15 protein-coding genes and 2 pseudogenes are annotated in these 15,251 nt (G+C 74.5%); 7 read left to right on the top strand and 10 right to left on the bottom strand.

Going from position 1 to position 15,251, the window contains the following annotated elements; all coding sequences use genetic code 11:
* Positions 1–31 precede the first annotated feature (31 nt).
* Positions 32–1,114, top strand: a complete 1,083-nt coding sequence (locus tag REH70_RS15450; protein WP_310748616.1) for a YihY/virulence factor BrkB family protein — start codon at positions 32–34, stop codon at positions 1,112–1,114.
* A gap of 101 nt (positions 1,115–1,215) precedes the next feature.
* Here REH70_RS15450 and REH70_RS15445 read toward each other — a convergent pair whose 3' ends face one another.
* The 7 genes from REH70_RS15445 to REH70_RS15415 all read right to left on the bottom strand — a co-directional run bounded on the left by REH70_RS15445 (position 1,216) and on the right by REH70_RS15415 (position 6,232).
* Complete coding sequence (locus tag REH70_RS15445) at positions 1,216–1,626, bottom strand: siderophore-interacting protein (protein WP_310748614.1); 411 nt, start codon at positions 1,624–1,626, stop codon at positions 1,216–1,218.
* Positions 1,623–2,105 carry a siderophore-interacting protein gene (locus REH70_RS15440; protein ID WP_310748612.1) on the bottom strand — a complete coding sequence of 161 codons (483 nt, stop codon included), beginning with the start codon at positions 2,103–2,105 and terminating at the stop codon, positions 1,623–1,625. Before REH70_RS15440 ends, REH70_RS15445 begins: the two co-directional genes overlap by 4 nt.
* Before the next feature lie 83 nt (positions 2,106–2,188).
* On the bottom strand, positions 2,189–2,821 hold the full coding sequence (locus REH70_RS15435; protein WP_310754346.1) for a response regulator transcription factor: 633 nt from the start codon (positions 2,819–2,821) through the stop codon (positions 2,189–2,191).
* Entirely contained in the window at positions 2,769–4,082 is a 1,314-nt protein-coding gene (locus REH70_RS15430; protein ID WP_310748610.1) for a histidine kinase, read from the bottom strand. The genes REH70_RS15435 and REH70_RS15430 overlap by 53 nt, the downstream gene beginning before the upstream one ends.
* The gene (locus REH70_RS15425; protein WP_310748608.1) at positions 4,046–4,420 is read right to left on the bottom strand and encodes a hypothetical protein; all 375 of its coding nucleotides are present in this window, start codon (positions 4,418–4,420) and stop codon (positions 4,046–4,048) included. Before REH70_RS15425 ends, REH70_RS15430 begins: the two co-directional genes overlap by 37 nt.
* A gap of 2 nt (positions 4,421–4,422) precedes the next feature.
* Entirely contained in the window at positions 4,423–5,220 is a 798-nt protein-coding gene (locus REH70_RS15420) for an ABC transporter permease subunit (RefSeq protein WP_310748606.1), read from the bottom strand.
* Positions 5,221–5,272: 52 nt separating this feature from the next.
* Entirely contained in the window at positions 5,273–6,232 is a 960-nt protein-coding gene (locus REH70_RS15415) for an ATP-binding cassette domain-containing protein (RefSeq protein WP_310748604.1), read from the bottom strand.
* A gap of 284 nt (positions 6,233–6,516) precedes the next feature.
* On the opposite strand from REH70_RS15415, the gene REH70_RS15410 reads away from it, so the two are divergent.
* The 3 genes and pseudogenes from REH70_RS15410 (at position 6,517) to REH70_RS15400 (ending at position 9,480) form a co-directional block, all read left to right on the top strand.
* On the top strand, positions 6,517–7,359 hold the full coding sequence (locus REH70_RS15410; RefSeq protein ID WP_310748601.1) for a Bax inhibitor-1/YccA family protein: 843 nt from the start codon (positions 6,517–6,519) through the stop codon (positions 7,357–7,359).
* Positions 7,360–7,568: 209 nt separating this feature from the next.
* A complete protein-coding gene (locus REH70_RS15405; protein ID WP_310748599.1) occupies positions 7,569–8,966 on the top strand; it encodes a cystathionine beta-synthase in 1,398 nt (465 codons plus the stop codon).
* Positions 8,967–9,076: 110 nt separating this feature from the next.
* Positions 9,077–9,480, top strand: a pseudogene (locus tag REH70_RS15400) (FKBP-type peptidyl-prolyl cis-trans isomerase).
* A gap of 122 nt (positions 9,481–9,602) precedes the next feature.
* On the opposite strand, the gene msrA reads toward REH70_RS15400, so the two are convergent.
* The gene (gene msrA / locus REH70_RS15395) at positions 9,603–10,265 is read right to left on the bottom strand and encodes a peptide-methionine (S)-S-oxide reductase MsrA (protein WP_310748597.1); all 663 of its coding nucleotides are present in this window, start codon (positions 10,263–10,265) and stop codon (positions 9,603–9,605) included.
* A 115-nt stretch (positions 10,266–10,380) separates the two neighbouring features.
* Between msrA and REH70_RS15390 the strand changes: the two are divergent.
* From REH70_RS15390 to ilvA, 3 genes and pseudogenes are all read left to right on the top strand, one after another.
* A pseudogene (locus REH70_RS15390) lies at positions 10,381–11,611 on the top strand (cystathionine gamma-synthase).
* The gene (locus REH70_RS15385; RefSeq protein ID WP_310748595.1) at positions 11,608–12,744 is read left to right on the top strand and encodes an AI-2E family transporter; all 1,137 of its coding nucleotides are present in this window, start codon (positions 11,608–11,610) and stop codon (positions 12,742–12,744) included. Before REH70_RS15390 ends, REH70_RS15385 begins: the two are co-directional and overlap by 4 nt.
* Complete coding sequence (ilvA, locus tag REH70_RS15380; protein WP_310748593.1) at positions 12,741–14,081, top strand: threonine ammonia-lyase; 1,341 nt, start codon at positions 12,741–12,743, stop codon at positions 14,079–14,081. Before REH70_RS15385 ends, ilvA begins: the two co-directional genes overlap by 4 nt.
* On the opposite strand, the gene greA is transcribed toward ilvA, so the two are convergent.
* Positions 14,015–14,500 (bottom strand): transcription elongation factor GreA, encoded by a 486-nt coding sequence (gene greA / locus REH70_RS15375; protein ID WP_310748591.1) that lies wholly within the window; start codon positions 14,498–14,500, stop codon positions 14,015–14,017. The two genes, ilvA and greA, sit on opposite strands and share 67 nt — an antisense overlap.
* 272 nt (positions 14,501–14,772) lie before the next feature.
* The gene (locus tag REH70_RS15370; RefSeq protein WP_310748589.1) at positions 14,773–15,189 is read right to left on the bottom strand and encodes a DUF4307 domain-containing protein; all 417 of its coding nucleotides are present in this window, start codon (positions 15,187–15,189) and stop codon (positions 14,773–14,775) included.
* Between the last annotated feature and the right edge of the window lie 62 nt (positions 15,190–15,251).

Raw genomic sequence — 15,251 nt, 5'->3', positions numbered from 1 at the left:
CCACCCCGACCACCACGACGCAGGAGACCCGATGGCCGGCAAGACCGACGAGCACAAGGCCGATGCGCCGCACCCCGACGACTCCCGCAAGCCCGACGAGCTCTCGGACCTGACCAAGCCGTCGTGGAAGTACATCCTGCGCAAGACGCTGCGCGAGTTCGGCAAGGACCAGTGCACCGATCTCGCCGCCGCACTCACCTACTACGGCGTGCTCGCGCTGTTCCCCGGTCTGCTGGCCGTCGTCTCGCTGGTCGGGCTCGTCGGTGACCCGCAGGAGACCACCGACGCGCTGCTCGGGGTCGCCGGCGACCTCGGCGTCGAGATCACCGACACGATCGAGGAGACCATCGCGGGCCTCGCCACCGCGCCGGCGGCGGGCCTCGGGCTCGTCACCGGCCTCCTCGGTGCGCTGTGGTCCGCCTCGGGGTTCGTGACCGCGTTCAGCCGGGCCATGAACCGCATGTACGAGGTCGAGGAGGGGCGCCCGTTCTGGAAGCTGCGCCCGATCATGCTCCTCATCACGCTCATCGCCGTGGTGATCATCGCGGTGGTGGCGCTCGCGCTCGTCGTCAGCGGTCCGCTCGCCGAGGCGATCGGGAACGCCGTCGGCCTGGGCGACGCCGCCCTGACCGTGTGGAGCATCGCCAAGTGGCCGGTCCTGGCTGCCCTCGTCGCGCTGGTCATCGCGATCCTGTACTACGGCACGCCGAACGTGCAGCAGCCGAAGTTCCGCTGGATGAGCGTGGGCGCGTTCGTCGCGATCATCGTCGCCGTCCTCGCGTCGCTCGGCTTCGGCTTCTACGTCGCGAACTTCAGCAGCTACAGCGCGACGTACGGTGCGCTGGCCGGCGTGATCATCTTTCTGCTGTGGCTGTGGATCATGAACAACGCGCTGCTGTTCGGCGCGGAGCTGGACGCCGAGCTCGAGCGTGGGCGCCAGCTGCAGGCGGGCATCGAGGCGGAGGAGACCCTCCAGCTGCCGCCGCGCGACACGAGCAAGATCGAGAAGAACGAGGAGAAGCACCAGGAGGACGTCCAGCGTGGCCGCGAGCTGCGGCTGTCCGCCGGGCAGCACCAGGGGGACGGGAAGGACGACGGCTCGAAGAGCCGCTGACCCCCGGCCCTGGCAGGCCCCCTGCCCACGCCGACGCCGCCGCACCCGTCCGGGTGCGGCGGCGTCCGTGCGTCCGGCCCGCCGCGGGGGCAGGGCAGGCCTCAGCGCAGGCCGGCGGCCAGCTCGCGCTCCTCGATCTCCCGCAGCCAGTCCCGCTTGCGGGCGCGCCACCCCTCGTCGTCGGTGCCCAGCCGCCAGTACCCCGAGATCGACAGGTGCTCGCGCGGCATCCCGCGCTCGGTGCGCAGGTGGGCGCGCAGCTCCTTGACGAACCCGGCCTCGCCGTGGACGAACGCGTGCGGCACGCCGTCGGGCCACCGGAGCGCACGCGTCGCCTCGACCAGCGCCTGACCGACCGGTCGGCCCGCGCGGTGCACCCACCGGACCTCCACGCCGGGCGCGGAGTCCGCGGCGGCGCGACCGGGTGCCGCGAGCGGCACCTCGTCGGCCGGTCCGTCGACCTCCACGAGGGCGATCGCGCGCGCGCCGGCGGGCAGCCGCTCGAGCGTCACGGCGACCGCGGGCAGCGCGCTCTCGTCCGCGACCAGCAGGTGCCAGGCGGCGTCGTCGGCGGGGAGTAGTCGCCGCCGGGACCGAGGAGCGGGAGGGTGTCGCCCGGGCGGGCCGCCGCGGCCCAGGGCCCGGCCAGGCCGGCGTCCCCGTGCACGACGAAGTCGAGGGTCAGCTCGCGGGCCGCCTCGTCCCAGGCACGGACCGTGTAGGTGCGCAGCCGGACCGGCTCGTCCGCCGGCAGCACCGCGCTCAGCGCCTCGAGGTCCACGCGCCCCTCGGCGTCGAGCGGCAGGTCCGTGGGCGCGCTCGACGGCGGGAACACCGCCTTGACGTAGGAGTCGGCGCACGGGGACGGTCGGTAGCCGGCCAGCCCCGGCCCACCCAGGACGACCCGGACCATGGCCGGGGCGATGCGCTCGGTGCGCAGGACGGTCGCGATCATCGCGGCGCGCGGGCGGCGGGCGGAACGCTCGGCCATGGGTCTCCTCGATCGGGCGGCGTGCGGGTGAGGCGACCCTAACCCGCCCGGAGCGCCGCGCCCTCGGCCGTCCCGCGGGCGACTCAGCCGGGCCGGACGAGACCGGTCGTGTATGCGAGCACGACCGCCTGGACGCGGTCCCGTAGCCCGAGCTTGGCCAGGATGCGGCCGACATGGGTCTTGACCGTCGCCTCCGACAGCACGAGGCGTGCGGCGATCTCGCCGTTGGACAGACCCTCGGCGATCGCCTCGAGCACCTCGAGCTCGCGCGGCGTGAGCGACCGCAGCCGCGCGTCGAGCGCGCCCGGCTCGGCTGGCGACGCGCCGTCGGCCGGCAGGTGGCCCGCGAACATCTCGAGCATGCGCCGGGTGACGCGCGCGGACACGACGGCGTCCCCGTTCGCCACCGTGCGGATCGCCGCCACCAGCTCTGCCGGGCGCGCGTCCTTGAGCAGGAATCCGCTCGCGCCCGCGCGCAGGGCGGCGAAGGCGTACTCGTCGAGGTCGAAGGTGGTGAGGATGACGACGCGGCACTGCGGCAGCGCGGCGACCAGGCGCTCGGTCGCCACGATGCCGTTGGTCCCGGGCATGCGGACGTCCATGAGCACGACGTCCGGCCGCAGCGCGAGCGCCTGCCGGACGGCGGCCTCGCCGTCGCCCGCCTCACCCACGACGACGAGGTCCTCCTCGCCCTCGAGCACGAGCCGGAACCCCATCCGCAGCAGCGCCTGGTCGTCGACCAGCAGCACGCGGATCGGCGGTGCGGAGGTGCCCGGGCCGGAGTCGGGGGCGCCGTGCTCGGGGGCTCCGGGGGCGCGGGGTGCGGGGTCGCGGGGTGCGGGGTCGTGTGGTCCGCGGCCGTCCGGTGCGGCGGTGGGATCGGTCACGGTGCGCCTCCCTCCCAGTGCAGGGTCGCGTGGACGCGCCACCCGCCGTCGTGCGTCCCGGCCTCGACCCGCCCACCGTAGACGGCGGCGCGCTCGCGCATGCCGATGAGGCCCCGGCCCGATCCGGTCGACGGGTCGCCCGCCGGTGCGCCGTCGGTGCGCGGGGTGTCGGTGCCCCGGTGTCGGTGACGACGACGTCGACGCGGTCGGTCCCGGCGGCCAGCACGACGTCGACGCGGGTGGCGCCCGGGGCGTGCCGCAGCACGTTGGTGAGCGACTCCTGCACGATCCGGTAGACGGCCAGCTGCAGCCCGGCGTCCGGGGGCAGCGGTGGTCCGCTCACCGTCCAGCGGACCGGCACGCCGGCGGTCCGGAAGCCCTCGACGAGCCGCTCGAGGTCCGACGACCCGGGCTGCGGGTCCAGCGGCACCTCGGGACCGCCACCGGGACCGGCACCGGGACCGGCACCGGCGCCGGTGCCCGGGTCGCGGAGCGCGCCGAGCACGCGGCGCATGTCGGCGAGGGCCGACCGCCCGGTGGCGGAGAGCTCCTCGAGCGCCTCCCGCGAGCGTGCCGGTGAACGCTCGAGCGCGACGCCGGCGCCGTCCGCGAGCGCGATCATCACCGACAGGCTGTGCGCGACGACGTCGTGCATCTCCCGGGCGATGCGGGCCCGTTCGGCTGCGGCGGCGAGCTGCGCGCCCTGCTCGCGCTCGACGGCGAGCGCGTTCGCCCGGTCCACGACGGAGGCGACGTGCAGACGGCGGTTGCGCACGCCGGTCCCGATGGCGAGGGCGACGAGGTACAGGATGAGCAGCCCGGTGAAGGAGCCGACCCGTGCCCCGGTGTCGGCCTCAGCGGTGAGCGGGGTGCCGAGCGGACGCTCCCACGCGAGCACGGCCGCCCCCACGACGACCAGCGAGGCGGTCAGCGTGAGCCAGGCCGTCCGGGGTGGCGACGACGCCGCGACGGCGTAGAGGACGAAGGCGATCGCGAGGTCCAGCCCGTTGAGCGTGCCCAGCGCGGCGACGGTCACCACGGCGAGCGCGCCGATCACGAGCGCGGTGCGCAGGGGGCGCGGCGCCGCCACAGCAGGGCGACGCCGCCGAGCACGGCCACCGCGAGGAGGACCGCCGCCGCGGGGCCGCCCCGCAGCGTCACCTCCGCGTCGGCGCTGGGCGCGGTCTCCTCAAGGAGGGCGGCGCCGATCGCCGGGACGGCGTACAGCGCCGCGACGAGCCGGTCCATCGCGACCGGGTGCCGCACGAAGTACCGCCGCACCGGCCCCAGCCGGCGGGTGTCGAGCTCGGTGAACAGCGGGTCCACCCCGCCGGCCCGCGCGGACGACGGCAGGGGCGGGGGCGAGGACGCGGACGACGCCGCCGGACGGGGGCGGGCCCGGTCCGGCGGCGTCGTCCGGCGCGGCATCGTCAGGCGTCCCGCCGCCGGAGCAGCACCGCGGCGACCGTGAGCACGACGGCCACCCACCCGAGCATCACGCCGTAACCCTGCCACGGGCCGAGCGCCACCTCGCCGCCCATCGCGGCGTTGAAGTCGTCCGGTCGCATGACCCGCATCCCCGCGGTCGACGGCAGATACGGGCTGACCTCTCGGAAGAACGCGAGCGGGATGTTCGCGAACAGCGGCTCGACGACGAGCAGCAGTCCGAGCACCGCGGCGAGCGCACCGGCGGAGTGGCGGATGAGCGCGCCGAACGCGAACGCGAGCAGCGCGACCGCCGTCAGGTAGAGCGCGGTGCCGACGAGGACCCGGACGCTCTCCGGGTCGCCGAGGTCGATCGCCATGCCGGTCCCGCCCAGCAGCGGCAGGGTCGCGACGTACGCGAGGCCGACGCTGACCAGCCCGACCACGAGGATCGTCACGGTCAGCACCAGGCCCTTGGCCGCGAGCGCCGGGAGCCGGGTGGGTACGGCCGCGAACGTGGAGCGGACCATGCCGGTCGTGTACTCACCGGTGATGATGAGCACGCCGAGCACGGCGATGGACATCTGGGCGACGTTCGAGCCGACCGTGGTGGCGAAGGCGCCCGCTGCCGACCCGCCCTCGGCCTCGTTGCCCTCGGTGAACCCCCAGGCGGCGAGCAGCGCGATGCCGACCATGAGGACGACGGTGACGACGAGCGTCCAGAGCGTCGAGCGCAGCGTGCGGAGCTTGATCCACTCGGAGGCCACGACCCGCGGGAAGGTGAGGCCGCCGCCGTCGGGCACGGTGCGTGCGGGGTGGCCGGCGGCCGGGGACGGTGCGTGACGGTGCTCATGGTCAGGACCTCTCGGTGCGGGCGGTGCGAGCGACGGGGACGTCGGGAACGGTGGGGCTCGCGGTGGAGTGGTACTCGACCTCGCCCGCGGTGAGTGCCATGTAGGCGTCCTCGAGCGACCGGGCGACGGGGGTGAGCTCGTGCAGGACGACGCCGCTCGCCGCGGCCGCCTCACCGACCGTCTCGGTGCCGGCACCGGTGACCTCGAGGAGGTCCGCGCCGGACCGCGTGACGGACACCCCGCCGCGGGTCAGGGCCTGCATGAGCTGCCCCGCCTGCGGCGTGCGGACCCGGACGGTCGCCGTGCCCGCGTCGCCGATGATCTGCGCGACCGGGGCGTCCGCCACGACCCGTCCGCGTCCGACGACGATGAGGTGGTCGGCGGTCTGGGCCATCTCGCTCATGAGGTGCGAGGACAGGAACACGGTGCGTCCCTCGGCGGCGAGGCGGCGCACGAGCGTGCGCACCCACAGCACGCCCTCCGGGTCCAGGCCGTTGACCGGCTCGTCCAGCAGCAGCGTGTGCGGGTCGCCGAGCAGCGCGGACGCGATCCCGAGGCGCTGCCCCATCCCGAGGGAGAAGCCACCGACCCGCTTGCGCGCGACGGTCTCGAGCCCGGTCATCGCGATCACCTCGTGGACCCGGGACCGGCCGATCCCGTGGGTGGCGGCCATCGCCTGCAGGTGGTGCAGGGCGGACCGGCCGGTGTGCACCGCCTTCGCGTCGAGCAGCGCGCCGACCTCGTGCAGGGGGGACCGGTGCTGGGCGTAGGGGCGGCCGTTGACGGTCACCGTGCCGTGGGTCGGGCGGTCCAGCCCGACGGCCATCCGCATCGTCGTGGACTTCCCGGCGCCGTTCGGCCCGAGGAAGCCGGTCACCCGTCCGGGGTGGACGGTGAACGTCACGTCGTCGACGGCCGTCTTGGGGCCGTACCTCTTGGTCAGGTCGCGGGCCTCGATCATGTCGTCGTCGTCCTCCGGTCGGTCGTCGGCGGCCCGGGTGTGCCGCCGGTTCGACGCTAGGACCGGGGTCGGCGGGTCCGGGACCCCCTGCGGAGCGACGTCGGGCCGGGCGGCGGTACGCCGGAAGGAGGACGCGTGCGACCCGGGGATGAACGGCGCGTCGCGCCGGCGGTCCCGGGAACGCGGGCGGGGCGACCGGCGTTGCGTAGGGTAGGTGGCGGCCAGCGACCACACGCCGGTCCCCGGACCTGAGGACCATCGGCCGCCGTGACCAGGAGGAACGCATGAGCAATCCCGTCTTCGAGAACACCGCGGTGTTCCGCGACCCGCAGCGGTCGCGGCAGCGCGGCTCCAGCGTGCGGTCCGGCCCGGCGACGACCGCCGGCTACGACGCCGCGACGCTCGACCAGATGTACGACGCGCCGGCGGCGTCGAACGCCCAGATCGGCCGCATGACCTACGACGACGTCATCATGAAGACCGCGGGCTTGCTCGCCGTCGTGGTGGCGACGGCGGCGTTCGCGTGGTTCGTCGTCCCGGACGCCCTCCGGATGCCGGTCGCGATCGGCGGCGCGCTCGTCGGCTTCGTGCTCGGCCTGGTGAACGCCTTCAAGAAGAACCCCAGCCCGGCGTTGATCGTGCTGTACGCCGCCGCGGAGGGGCTCTTCCTCGGGGGCATCTCCTGGTACGTCGAGGTCGCGGCGAACCTGCCCGGCATCGTCACCCAGGCCGTGCTCGCCACGATGGCCACGTTCGCCGCCTGCCTCGTGCTGTTCCGCTCCGGCAAGGTGCGGGTCACCCCGAAGTTCACGCGGTGGCTGCTGATCGCCATGGGCGGCTACCTCATCTTCTCGCTGGTCAACCTCGGCATGGCGCTGTTCGGCGCCGGTGGCGACGGCATGTTCGGCCCGCTGCGCAGCGGCCCGCTCGGCATGGTCGTCGGCCTGTTCGCGGTCGGCCTGGCCGCGGCGATGCTGATCGTCGACTTCGACTCGATCAAGCGCGGCGTCGAGGGCGGTGCCCCGGCCAGGATGGCGTGGACCGCGGCCTTCGGCCTCGTCGTGACGCTGGTCTGGATGTACCTGGAGTTCCTGCGGCTCATCGCGATCCTGCGCGGCAGCGACTGACGCAGCGCCTGACCCGGGACGACCCGGGACGCACTCCCGAGGGTGGCCGCGCACGCGCGGCCACCCTCGGCGCGTCCGGGCCACGCGTACCATCGACGTAGTCCCACCGCTGCCGGGCGTACACGTGCCCGGCGGCCCGTCGCACCGACCTCCTGCTCGCCCCCGGGCGGCGTCGTCGGCTGCCCACCACCGAAAGCGACCGTCCGCCGATGAAGTACGCCCAGCACATCTCCGAGCTCGTCGGGAACACCCCGCTCGTCCAGCTCACGTCCGTCACGCGCGGGCTGTCCGCGACGGTCCTGGCGAAGGTCGAGTACCTCAACCCGGGCGGCTCGGTGAAGGACCGCATCGCGCTGAAGATGGTCGACGCCGCCGAGGCGAGCGGTGAGCTGCGGCCCGGCGGGACGATCGTCGAGCCGACCAGCGGCAACACCGGGGTCGGGCTCGCGCTCGTCGCGCAGCGCCGCGGGTACGACTGCGTGTTCGTGTGCCCGGACAAGGTCGGCAAGGACAAGATCGACGTCCTCGAGGCCTACGGCGCCCGGGTCGTCGTCACGCCGACCGCCGTCGCGCCGGACAGCCCCGAGTCCTACTACTCGGTCTCCGACCGCCTCGTGCGGGAGATCCCCGGGGCGTGGAAGCCCAACCAGTACGCCAACGTCAACGGGCCCGCCAGCCACTACGAGACCACCGGCCCGGAGATCTGGGCCGACACCGACGGTCGCGTGACCCACTTCGTGACCGGCGTCGGCACCGGCGGCACGATCACCGGCACCGGGCGGTACCTGCACGACGCCTCCGCCGACCGTGCGGGCGGCCCCGTGCACGTCGTCGGCGCCGACCCGGCCGGGTCGGTCTACTCCGGCGGCGACGGCCGTCCGTACCTCGTCGAGGGCGTCGGCGAGGACTTCTGGCCGTCGGCGTACGACCCGGCGGTGCCCGACGAGATCATCGCCGTGACCGACGCGGACTCCTTCGCGATGACGCGCCGGCTCGCGCGCGAGGAGGGCCTGCTGGTCGGCGGGTCGTGCGGCATGGCGGTCGTCGCGGCGCTCCGCCTCGCCGCACGCCTCGAGGCCGAGGACCCGGCTGCGGCTGCGCAGGCCGTCATCGTCGTCCTGCTGCCCGACGGCGGCCGTGGCTACCTGGGCAAGATCTTCAACGACGCCTGGATGCGCTCCTACGGCTTCCTCGACGCCGACGAGGGCGTGACCGCCGCCGACGTCCTGCGCACGAAGTCCGGTGAGCTGCCGGCCCTGGTGCACACGCACCCGACCGAGACGGTCCGCGACGCGATCGAGATCCTGCACGAGTACGGCGTCTCCCAGATGCCCGTGGTCGGCGCCGAGCCCCCGGTCAAGATCGGTGAGGTCGCCGGCTCGCTGAGCGAGCGCGACCTGCTCGACGCCGTGTTCGCCGGCCGTGCCTCGCTGTCCGACCCCGTCGCCCAGCACATGGGGGCGCCGCTGCCGCTCATCGGCTCGGGGGAGGGCCTGGACGCGGTGCGCGCCGCGCTGCACGACGGCGACGCGCTCATGGTGGTCGACGACGGTCGCCCGGTCGGCGTCCTGACCCGCCACGACCTGCTGGGCTTCCTCGCGCACTGACCCGTGCACCGACCTACGCACCGACCCACGCACCGAGCAGCGCCGGCCCGACCGGGGCAGGATGGACCGGTGCCGCTCGGCACCGCGCCACCCAGCGAGAGGACCGACCCATGACCGCGCAGCTCCCCGAGGCCTCCGGCTCGTTCGGCGACAAGCCGCAGATCACCTTCCCGGCGGGCCCCCGCCCGAGGAGCTCGAGGTCGTGGTGCTGTCCCGCGGTGACGGTCCGCTGGTCGAGACCGGCGACGACCTCGTCGTGAACTACCTCGGTCAGACGTGGGGCGGTCGCGTGTTCGACAACTCCTACGACCGCGGCTCGTCGATCAACTTCCCGATCGGCGTCGGCGCCGTCATCGGTGGCTGGGACCAGGGCCTCGTCGGCCAGCAGGTCGGCTCCCGCGTGCTGCTGTCGATCCCGCCGCACCAGGGTTACGGCTCGCGCGGCATGCCGCAGGCCGGCATCAAGGGCACCGACACCCTCGTCTTCGTGGTGGACGTCGTCGGCGTGAACTGACGCCCACGACGGCCCCGGACGACGTCCGGGGCGACGTCCGGATGACAGAGGGACCCCTGCCGAGCGGCGGGGGTCCCTCTGTCACGTCCGGGGCGCGCCGGACGTGCCGGCCGCGCGAGCGCTCAGACCCCGGTCAGGCCGACCGGGCACGCGACACCGGTGCCGCCGAGCCCGCAGTAGCCGTTCGGGTTCTTGTCCAGGTACTGCTGGTGGTACGCCTCGGCGTAGTAGAACGTCCCCGCCTCGGACGCCGGACGCACCTCGGTCGTGATCGCGCCGTACCCGGCCTTGGCCAGCTCGGCGGCGTAGGCGTCGCGGGTGGCCAGCACCGCGGCCTCCTGCTCCGGCGTCGTGAAGTACACCGCCGACCGGTACTGCGTGCCGCGGTCGTTGCCCTGGCGGAAGCCCTGCGTCGGGTCGTGCGACGTCCAGAACGCCCGCAGCAGCGCCTCGTGCGTGAGGACCTCGGGGTCGTAGGCGACCATGACGGCCTCGGTGTGCCCGGTCATGCCGGTGCACGTCTCCTCGTAGCTCGGGTACGGCGTGAACCCGCCCTGATACCCGGCTGCGGTCGTCACGACGCCCGGCAGCTGCCACATCGCGCGCTCGGCGCCCCAGAAGCAGCCCATCGCGAGGTACAGCTGCGCGGTGCCGACCGGCCACGGGCCTTGCAGCGGTGTGCCCAGGACGGTGTGCGTCGCCGGGATCGAGTAGGCGTAGCGGTCCCGTCCGCGCAGCGCGCGCTCGGGGTCGACCATCGAGGTCCGCAGCAACGATCCGAACATGTCCGGCTCCTTCGTCAGATGTGCCCGCGCGTCCGACGTCACGTCGGGCGGGCCTGCGGTGTCAACGCGCATCGCCCCGACGGGTGTTCCCGCCGCCCGCGGCTAGCCTGGGCACGTGAGCACGACACCGCAGACGCCCCACGACCCGCAGCCCCCCCACGAGTGGGCCGACGCCGGGTTCTCCACCCGCGCGATCCACGCCGGCCAGGACCCGGACGCCGCAACCGGCGCCGTGGTCACGCCGATCTACCAGGTGTCCACCTACAAGCAGGACGGCGTCGGGGGGCTGCGCGGCGGGTACGAGTACTCCCGCTCGGGCAACCCCACGCGCACCGCGCTCGAGGCCGCGCTCGCCTCCGTCGAGGGCGGCTCGCACGGCTTCGCCTTCTCCTCCGGCCTCGCCGCGGAGGACACGCTCCTGCGCGCGGCGCTGCGCCCGGGTGACCACGTCGTCGTGCCCGACGACGCCTACGGCGGCACCTACCGGCTCATCGCCCGGGTGTTCGGGCCCTGGGGGATCGAGCACACGCCGGTGAACCTGTCGGACGCCGAGGAGGTCCTCGCCGCGATCCGCCCGGGGCAGACCAAGATCGTCTGGCTCGAGACCCCGACCAACCCCCTGCTCGGCATCGCCGACATCGCGGCCATCGCCGGTCACGCGCAGGCGGCCGGCGCGATCCTCGTCGTGGACAACACGTTCGCGACGCCGTACCTGCAGCGTCCGCTCGAGCTCGGCGCGGACGTCGTCGTGCACTCCACCACCAAGTACATCGGCGGGCACAGCGACGTCGTCGGCGGGGCGCTCGTCGTCGCCGACGGGGCCGAGCTGCCGACGGGGATGCAGGGGCCGACGGGCACGACGTCGCTGTCGGACGCCGTCGGCTTCCACCAGAACGCGTCCGGCGCGGTCGCGGGCCCGTTCGACGCGTGGCTCACCCTGCGCGGGCTCAAGACGCTCGGGGTGCGCATGGACCGGCACTGCGCCAACGCGCAGGCGATCGCCGAGTTCCTCGAGGGTCACGAGCGCGTCACCCAGGTCATCTACCCGGGCCTCGCCTCGCACGAGCAGCACGCCGTCGCGGCGAAGCAGATGACCGGGTTCGGCGGGATGATCTCGTTCCGCACCGGGAGCGTGGACTCCGCGCTCGCGGTGTGCGACCGCACCCGCGTCTTCACGCTCGCCGAGTCGCTCGGGGGTCGAGTCGCTCGTCGAGCACCCGGCGAAGATGACCCACGGCTCGGTCGCGGGGACCGCCCTGGAGGTGCCGGACGACCTCGTGCGGCTGTCCGTCGGCATCGAGGACGTCGCCGACCTCCTCGCGGACCTCACCCAGGCGCTGCGGTGACCGATCCCGGCGCCGACGTCGTCCCGCCGTCGGTCCGGGTCGCCGCCGCCTGGTCGTGGCGGGTGCTGGTCATCGCGGCCGGGCTCGCGCTGCTGTTCTGGCTGCTGGCGTACTTCAAGGTCCTCGTCGTCGCGGTCGCGATCGCCGTGCTCCTCGCGGTGCTCCTCGCGCCGGTGGTCCGCCTGCTGGTCGACGTCGCCCGGTTCCCGCGGGTGCTCGCCGTCGCGGTCGCCGTGCTGGGCCTGGTCGCCTTCGTCGTGGGCCTGGTGACGGTCGCCGGGAACTCGATCGCCGAGGGCTTCGGCGAGCTGCGTGCGCAGGCGCTCGCCGGGTTCGACGAGCTCATCGACTGGCTGTCGGACGGCCCGCTCGCGCTGACCGCCGTCCAGCTCGAGGACTACGTGGGGCAGCTGTCGGACTGGGCGACCACCAACTCGAGCACGCTCGTCTCCGGCGCGCTGTCGGTGACCACGACCGTCGGCCACGTCGCGGCCGGCGCCCTCATCACCCTCTTCTGCACGTTCTTCTTCCTGCACGACGGCGGCACCATCTGGTCCTGGCTCGTCGGCCTCCTCCCGCGCGGTGCGCGCCGCGCCGCGCACCAGGCCGGACGACGGGGCCTGGTCACGCTCGGCGGCTACACCCGCACGCAGATCCTCGTCGCGTTCGTCGACGCCGTCGGCATCGGCGTCGGTGCGCTGATCCTGCAGGTGCCGCTCGCGCTGCCGCTCGCCGCCCTGGTGTTCGTCGGGGCGTTCATCCCGATCGTCGGGGCGGTCGTCACGGGCACCGTCGCGGCGCTCGTCGCGCTGGTCGCGCAGGGGCCGGTCGTCGCGCTGCTCATGCTCGGGGTCGTGCTGCTCGTCCAGCAGATCGAGGGGCACATCCTGCAGCCGCTGCTCATGGGCCACGCGGTCTCGCTGCACCCGGTGGCGGTGCTGCTCGCGGTCGCGGCCGGGTCCTTCGCCGCGGGCATCGTCGGCGCGCTGTTCGCGGTCCCGCTCGTCGCGGTGCTCAACACGGTGATCCTCTACCTGCACGGGCACGACAAGTTCCCGGCGCTGGGGTCCGACGACCACTTCGAGCTGCGCGCACCGGCCGTCGACACCGGCCCGGAGCGCGTGGGGACGTGACCGGGTCCCCGACCCGGCCGCCGGACCGACCCGCCGGCCAGCCGCCGGTGACGGTCGACGACGTGCGGGCCGCCGCGGCGCTGCTGACCGGGGTCGCGACCGTGACGCCGGTCGAGGAGAGCCGGGCGTTGAGCGCGATCGCCGGCACGCCGGTCCTGCTCAAGTGCGAGAACCTGCAGCGCTCCGGGTCGTTCAAGATCCGCGGCGCGTACGTGCGGATGGCGCGGCTGTCCGCGGCGGAGCGCGCCCGCGGTGTCGTCGCGGCCAGCGCGGGCAACCACGCGCAGGGCGTGGCGCTCGCGGCGCGGCTGCTCGGCATCGACGCGGTGGTCCACATGCCCGCCGACGCCGCGCTGCCGAAGGTCGCCGCGACCCGCGAGTACGGCGCCGAGGTGCGGCTGCACGGGGCGTCGGTCGACGAGGCGCTCGCGGCGGCGCTCGCGGAGTCGCGGCGCACCGGCGCGGTGCTCATCCACCCCTTCGACCACCCCGACGTCGTCGCCGGCCAGGGGACGATCGGCCTGGAGGTGCTGGAGCAGGTCCCCGACGTGCGGACGGTGGTCGTGCCGGTCGGCGGTGGCGGGCTCGCGGCCGGGGTCGTCACCGCGATCGGTGCCCTCGCGCCCCACGTCCGCGTCGTGGGCGTCCAGGCCGCGGCGGCCGCCGCCTACCCCCGGTCGCTCGCGGCCGGCGAGCCCCTGCCCGCACCGGGGACGACGACCATGGCGGACGGCATCGCCGTCGGGACACCGGGGCTCGTGCCGTTCACCGTGCTGCACGAGGCCGGGACCGAGGTGCGGACGGTGAGCGAGGACGACCTGTCCCGGGCGCTGCTGCTCGTCGCGGAGCGCGCGAAGCTGCTGGTCGAGCCGTCCGGCGCGGCCGCGGTGGCCGCGATCATGGCCGACCCGGGCGGGTGGGAGGGGCCCGTGGTGGCGGTGCTGTCGGGCGGCAACGTCGACCCGCTGGTCCTGCTCCGCGTCGTCCGGCACGGGCTGGCGTCCGCCGGGCGGTACCTGCAGCTGCGGGTCCGGGTGGACGACACCCCGGGCTCCCTCGCCGGACTGCTCGCAGGCCTCGCCGCGAGCGGCGGCAACGTCGTGCACGTGTCCCACCTGCGCACCGGCATCGACCTGCCGCTGCACCAGGCGGAGGTGGACGTCCAGCTCGAGACCAAGGGACCGGAGCACTGCGCCCAGGTCGTGGGAGATCTGCGCGCCGCAGGGTACGGGGTCGCGGTCGGGGCCGTGCTGCGGCCGGTGGCGGGCGCTCAGCCGGTGAAGGGCGTCGCCTCGACGATCTCGACGGCGATCTCGCGGCCGTTCGGAGCGGCGTAGGTGACCTTGTCGCCCGCGGCGTGCCCGATGATCGCGGCCCCCATCGGCGAGGTGGGGGAGTACACGTCGATGTCGGCGTCCCCGGCGATCTCGCGCGAGCCGAGGAGGAAGCGCATCTCGTCGCCCGCGACCACCGCGGTCACGACCATGCCGGGCTCGACGACGCCGTCGTCGGCCGGCGTGCCGATCTGCACGTTGCGCAGCTTGTCGGTGAGCTCGCGGATGCGTGCCTCGAGCTTGCCCTGCTCCTCGCGGGCGGCGTGGTAGCCACCGTTCTCCTTGAGATCGCCCTCGTCGCGGGCCGCCGCGATGCGGGCCGCGATCTCGGTCCGGCGGGGGCCGGTCATGTCCTCGAGCTCGGCCTTCAGCCGGTCGTACGCGTCCTGGGTGAGCCAGGTGACGGCAGTCGTCTCGGTCATGGTCGCTCCTGTCTCGGGTCAGCGTGGCGTGCGGGACCGGCCCACCGGGGGTCGGGCGGTGCGCCGGGACGGCTGAAGCCGACCCTCACACCGGGCCCGCAGCGGCGGCTGAGCTCAGTCATCCGTGTCACAGCGGTCGTGGTGAATCGGACAGTCTAGCAACGTGGTCGCGAGCACCGGTCCGGCCCCGTCCGCCGCACCCGCTGCAGGCGGCCCGCGCGTGCCGTCCGCAGCCTGCCCGACCTGTCCGAGCCTGCCCGAGCGGCGGCGGCCTACGGTGACGGCTCGACGATCTCGCAGCCGTCGACGACACCGGTGACCGCGAGCTCCTGCGTGGCGACCGGGACGGTCTGCTCGACGACGCGGCCGGACGCCGGCCCCACGGTGGCCGTCACGACGCCGACCTGCGCATAGGACTGGCTCAGCGCCGTGAGCGTGCACGACGCCGTCGCGTCGGCGTCCTTGGTCACGCGGAAGGTCACGTCGACCCGCTCCGGGCCCTGCACGGAGTAGCCGACGTCCTCCCAGGACACCTCGGGGTTGCCTGCGCCGAGGCCGATCCACACCGCGAGCGCGACCGCGCCGGCGCCGAGCGCGGCCATCCCGACCCGGGTGGCGGCCCGGCGCCGTGGGGACACCTCGGGGCCGTAGCGGCCCGCGGGGGTGCGGGGGGCGGTGGTCTCGCTCACAGCTGTCCTCTCTGCGCCGCGTGCAGCCCGGTCGGGGCGGCCGGCATCACCGGGTGCGGTGG

Origin of the sequence: Cellulomonas sp. ATA003 (assembly GCF_031582905.1) — a bacterium.
Taxonomy (GTDB): domain Bacteria; phylum Actinomycetota; class Actinomycetes; order Actinomycetales; family Cellulomonadaceae; genus Pengzhenrongella.
The sequence above is the reverse complement of the archived record's forward strand: the minus strand, read 5'-3'. Positions and strand labels throughout refer to the sequence as shown.

Bases quoted from the DNA above. Each gene is read 5' to 3' on its own strand.
- REH70_RS15450 (WP_310748616.1), top strand. From the start codon at position 32: ATGGCCGGCAAGACCGACGAGCACAAGGCCGATGCGCCGCACCCCGAC.
- REH70_RS15440 (WP_310748612.1), bottom strand. From the start codon at position 2,105: ATGGCCGAGCGTTCCGCCCGCCGCCCGCGCGCCGCGATGATCGCGACC.
- REH70_RS15435 (WP_310754346.1), bottom strand. From the start codon at position 2,821: ATGGGGTTCCGGCTCGTGCTCGAGGGCGAGGAGGACCTCGTCGTCGTG.
- REH70_RS15425 (WP_310748608.1), bottom strand. From the start codon at position 4,420: ATGCCGCGCCGGACGACGCCGCCGGACCGGGCCCGCCCCCGTCCGGCG.
- REH70_RS15415 (WP_310748604.1), bottom strand. From the start codon at position 6,232: ATGATCGAGGCCCGCGACCTGACCAAGAGGTACGGCCCCAAGACGGCC.
- REH70_RS15410 (WP_310748601.1), top strand. From the start codon at position 6,517: ATGAGCAATCCCGTCTTCGAGAACACCGCGGTGTTCCGCGACCCGCAG.
- REH70_RS15405 (WP_310748599.1), top strand. From the start codon at position 7,569: ATGAAGTACGCCCAGCACATCTCCGAGCTCGTCGGGAACACCCCGCTC.
- msrA (WP_310748597.1), bottom strand. From the start codon at position 10,265: ATGTTCGGATCGTTGCTGCGGACCTCGATGGTCGACCCCGAGCGCGCG.
- greA (WP_310748591.1), bottom strand. From the start codon at position 14,500: ATGACCGAGACGACTGCCGTCACCTGGCTCACCCAGGACGCGTACGAC.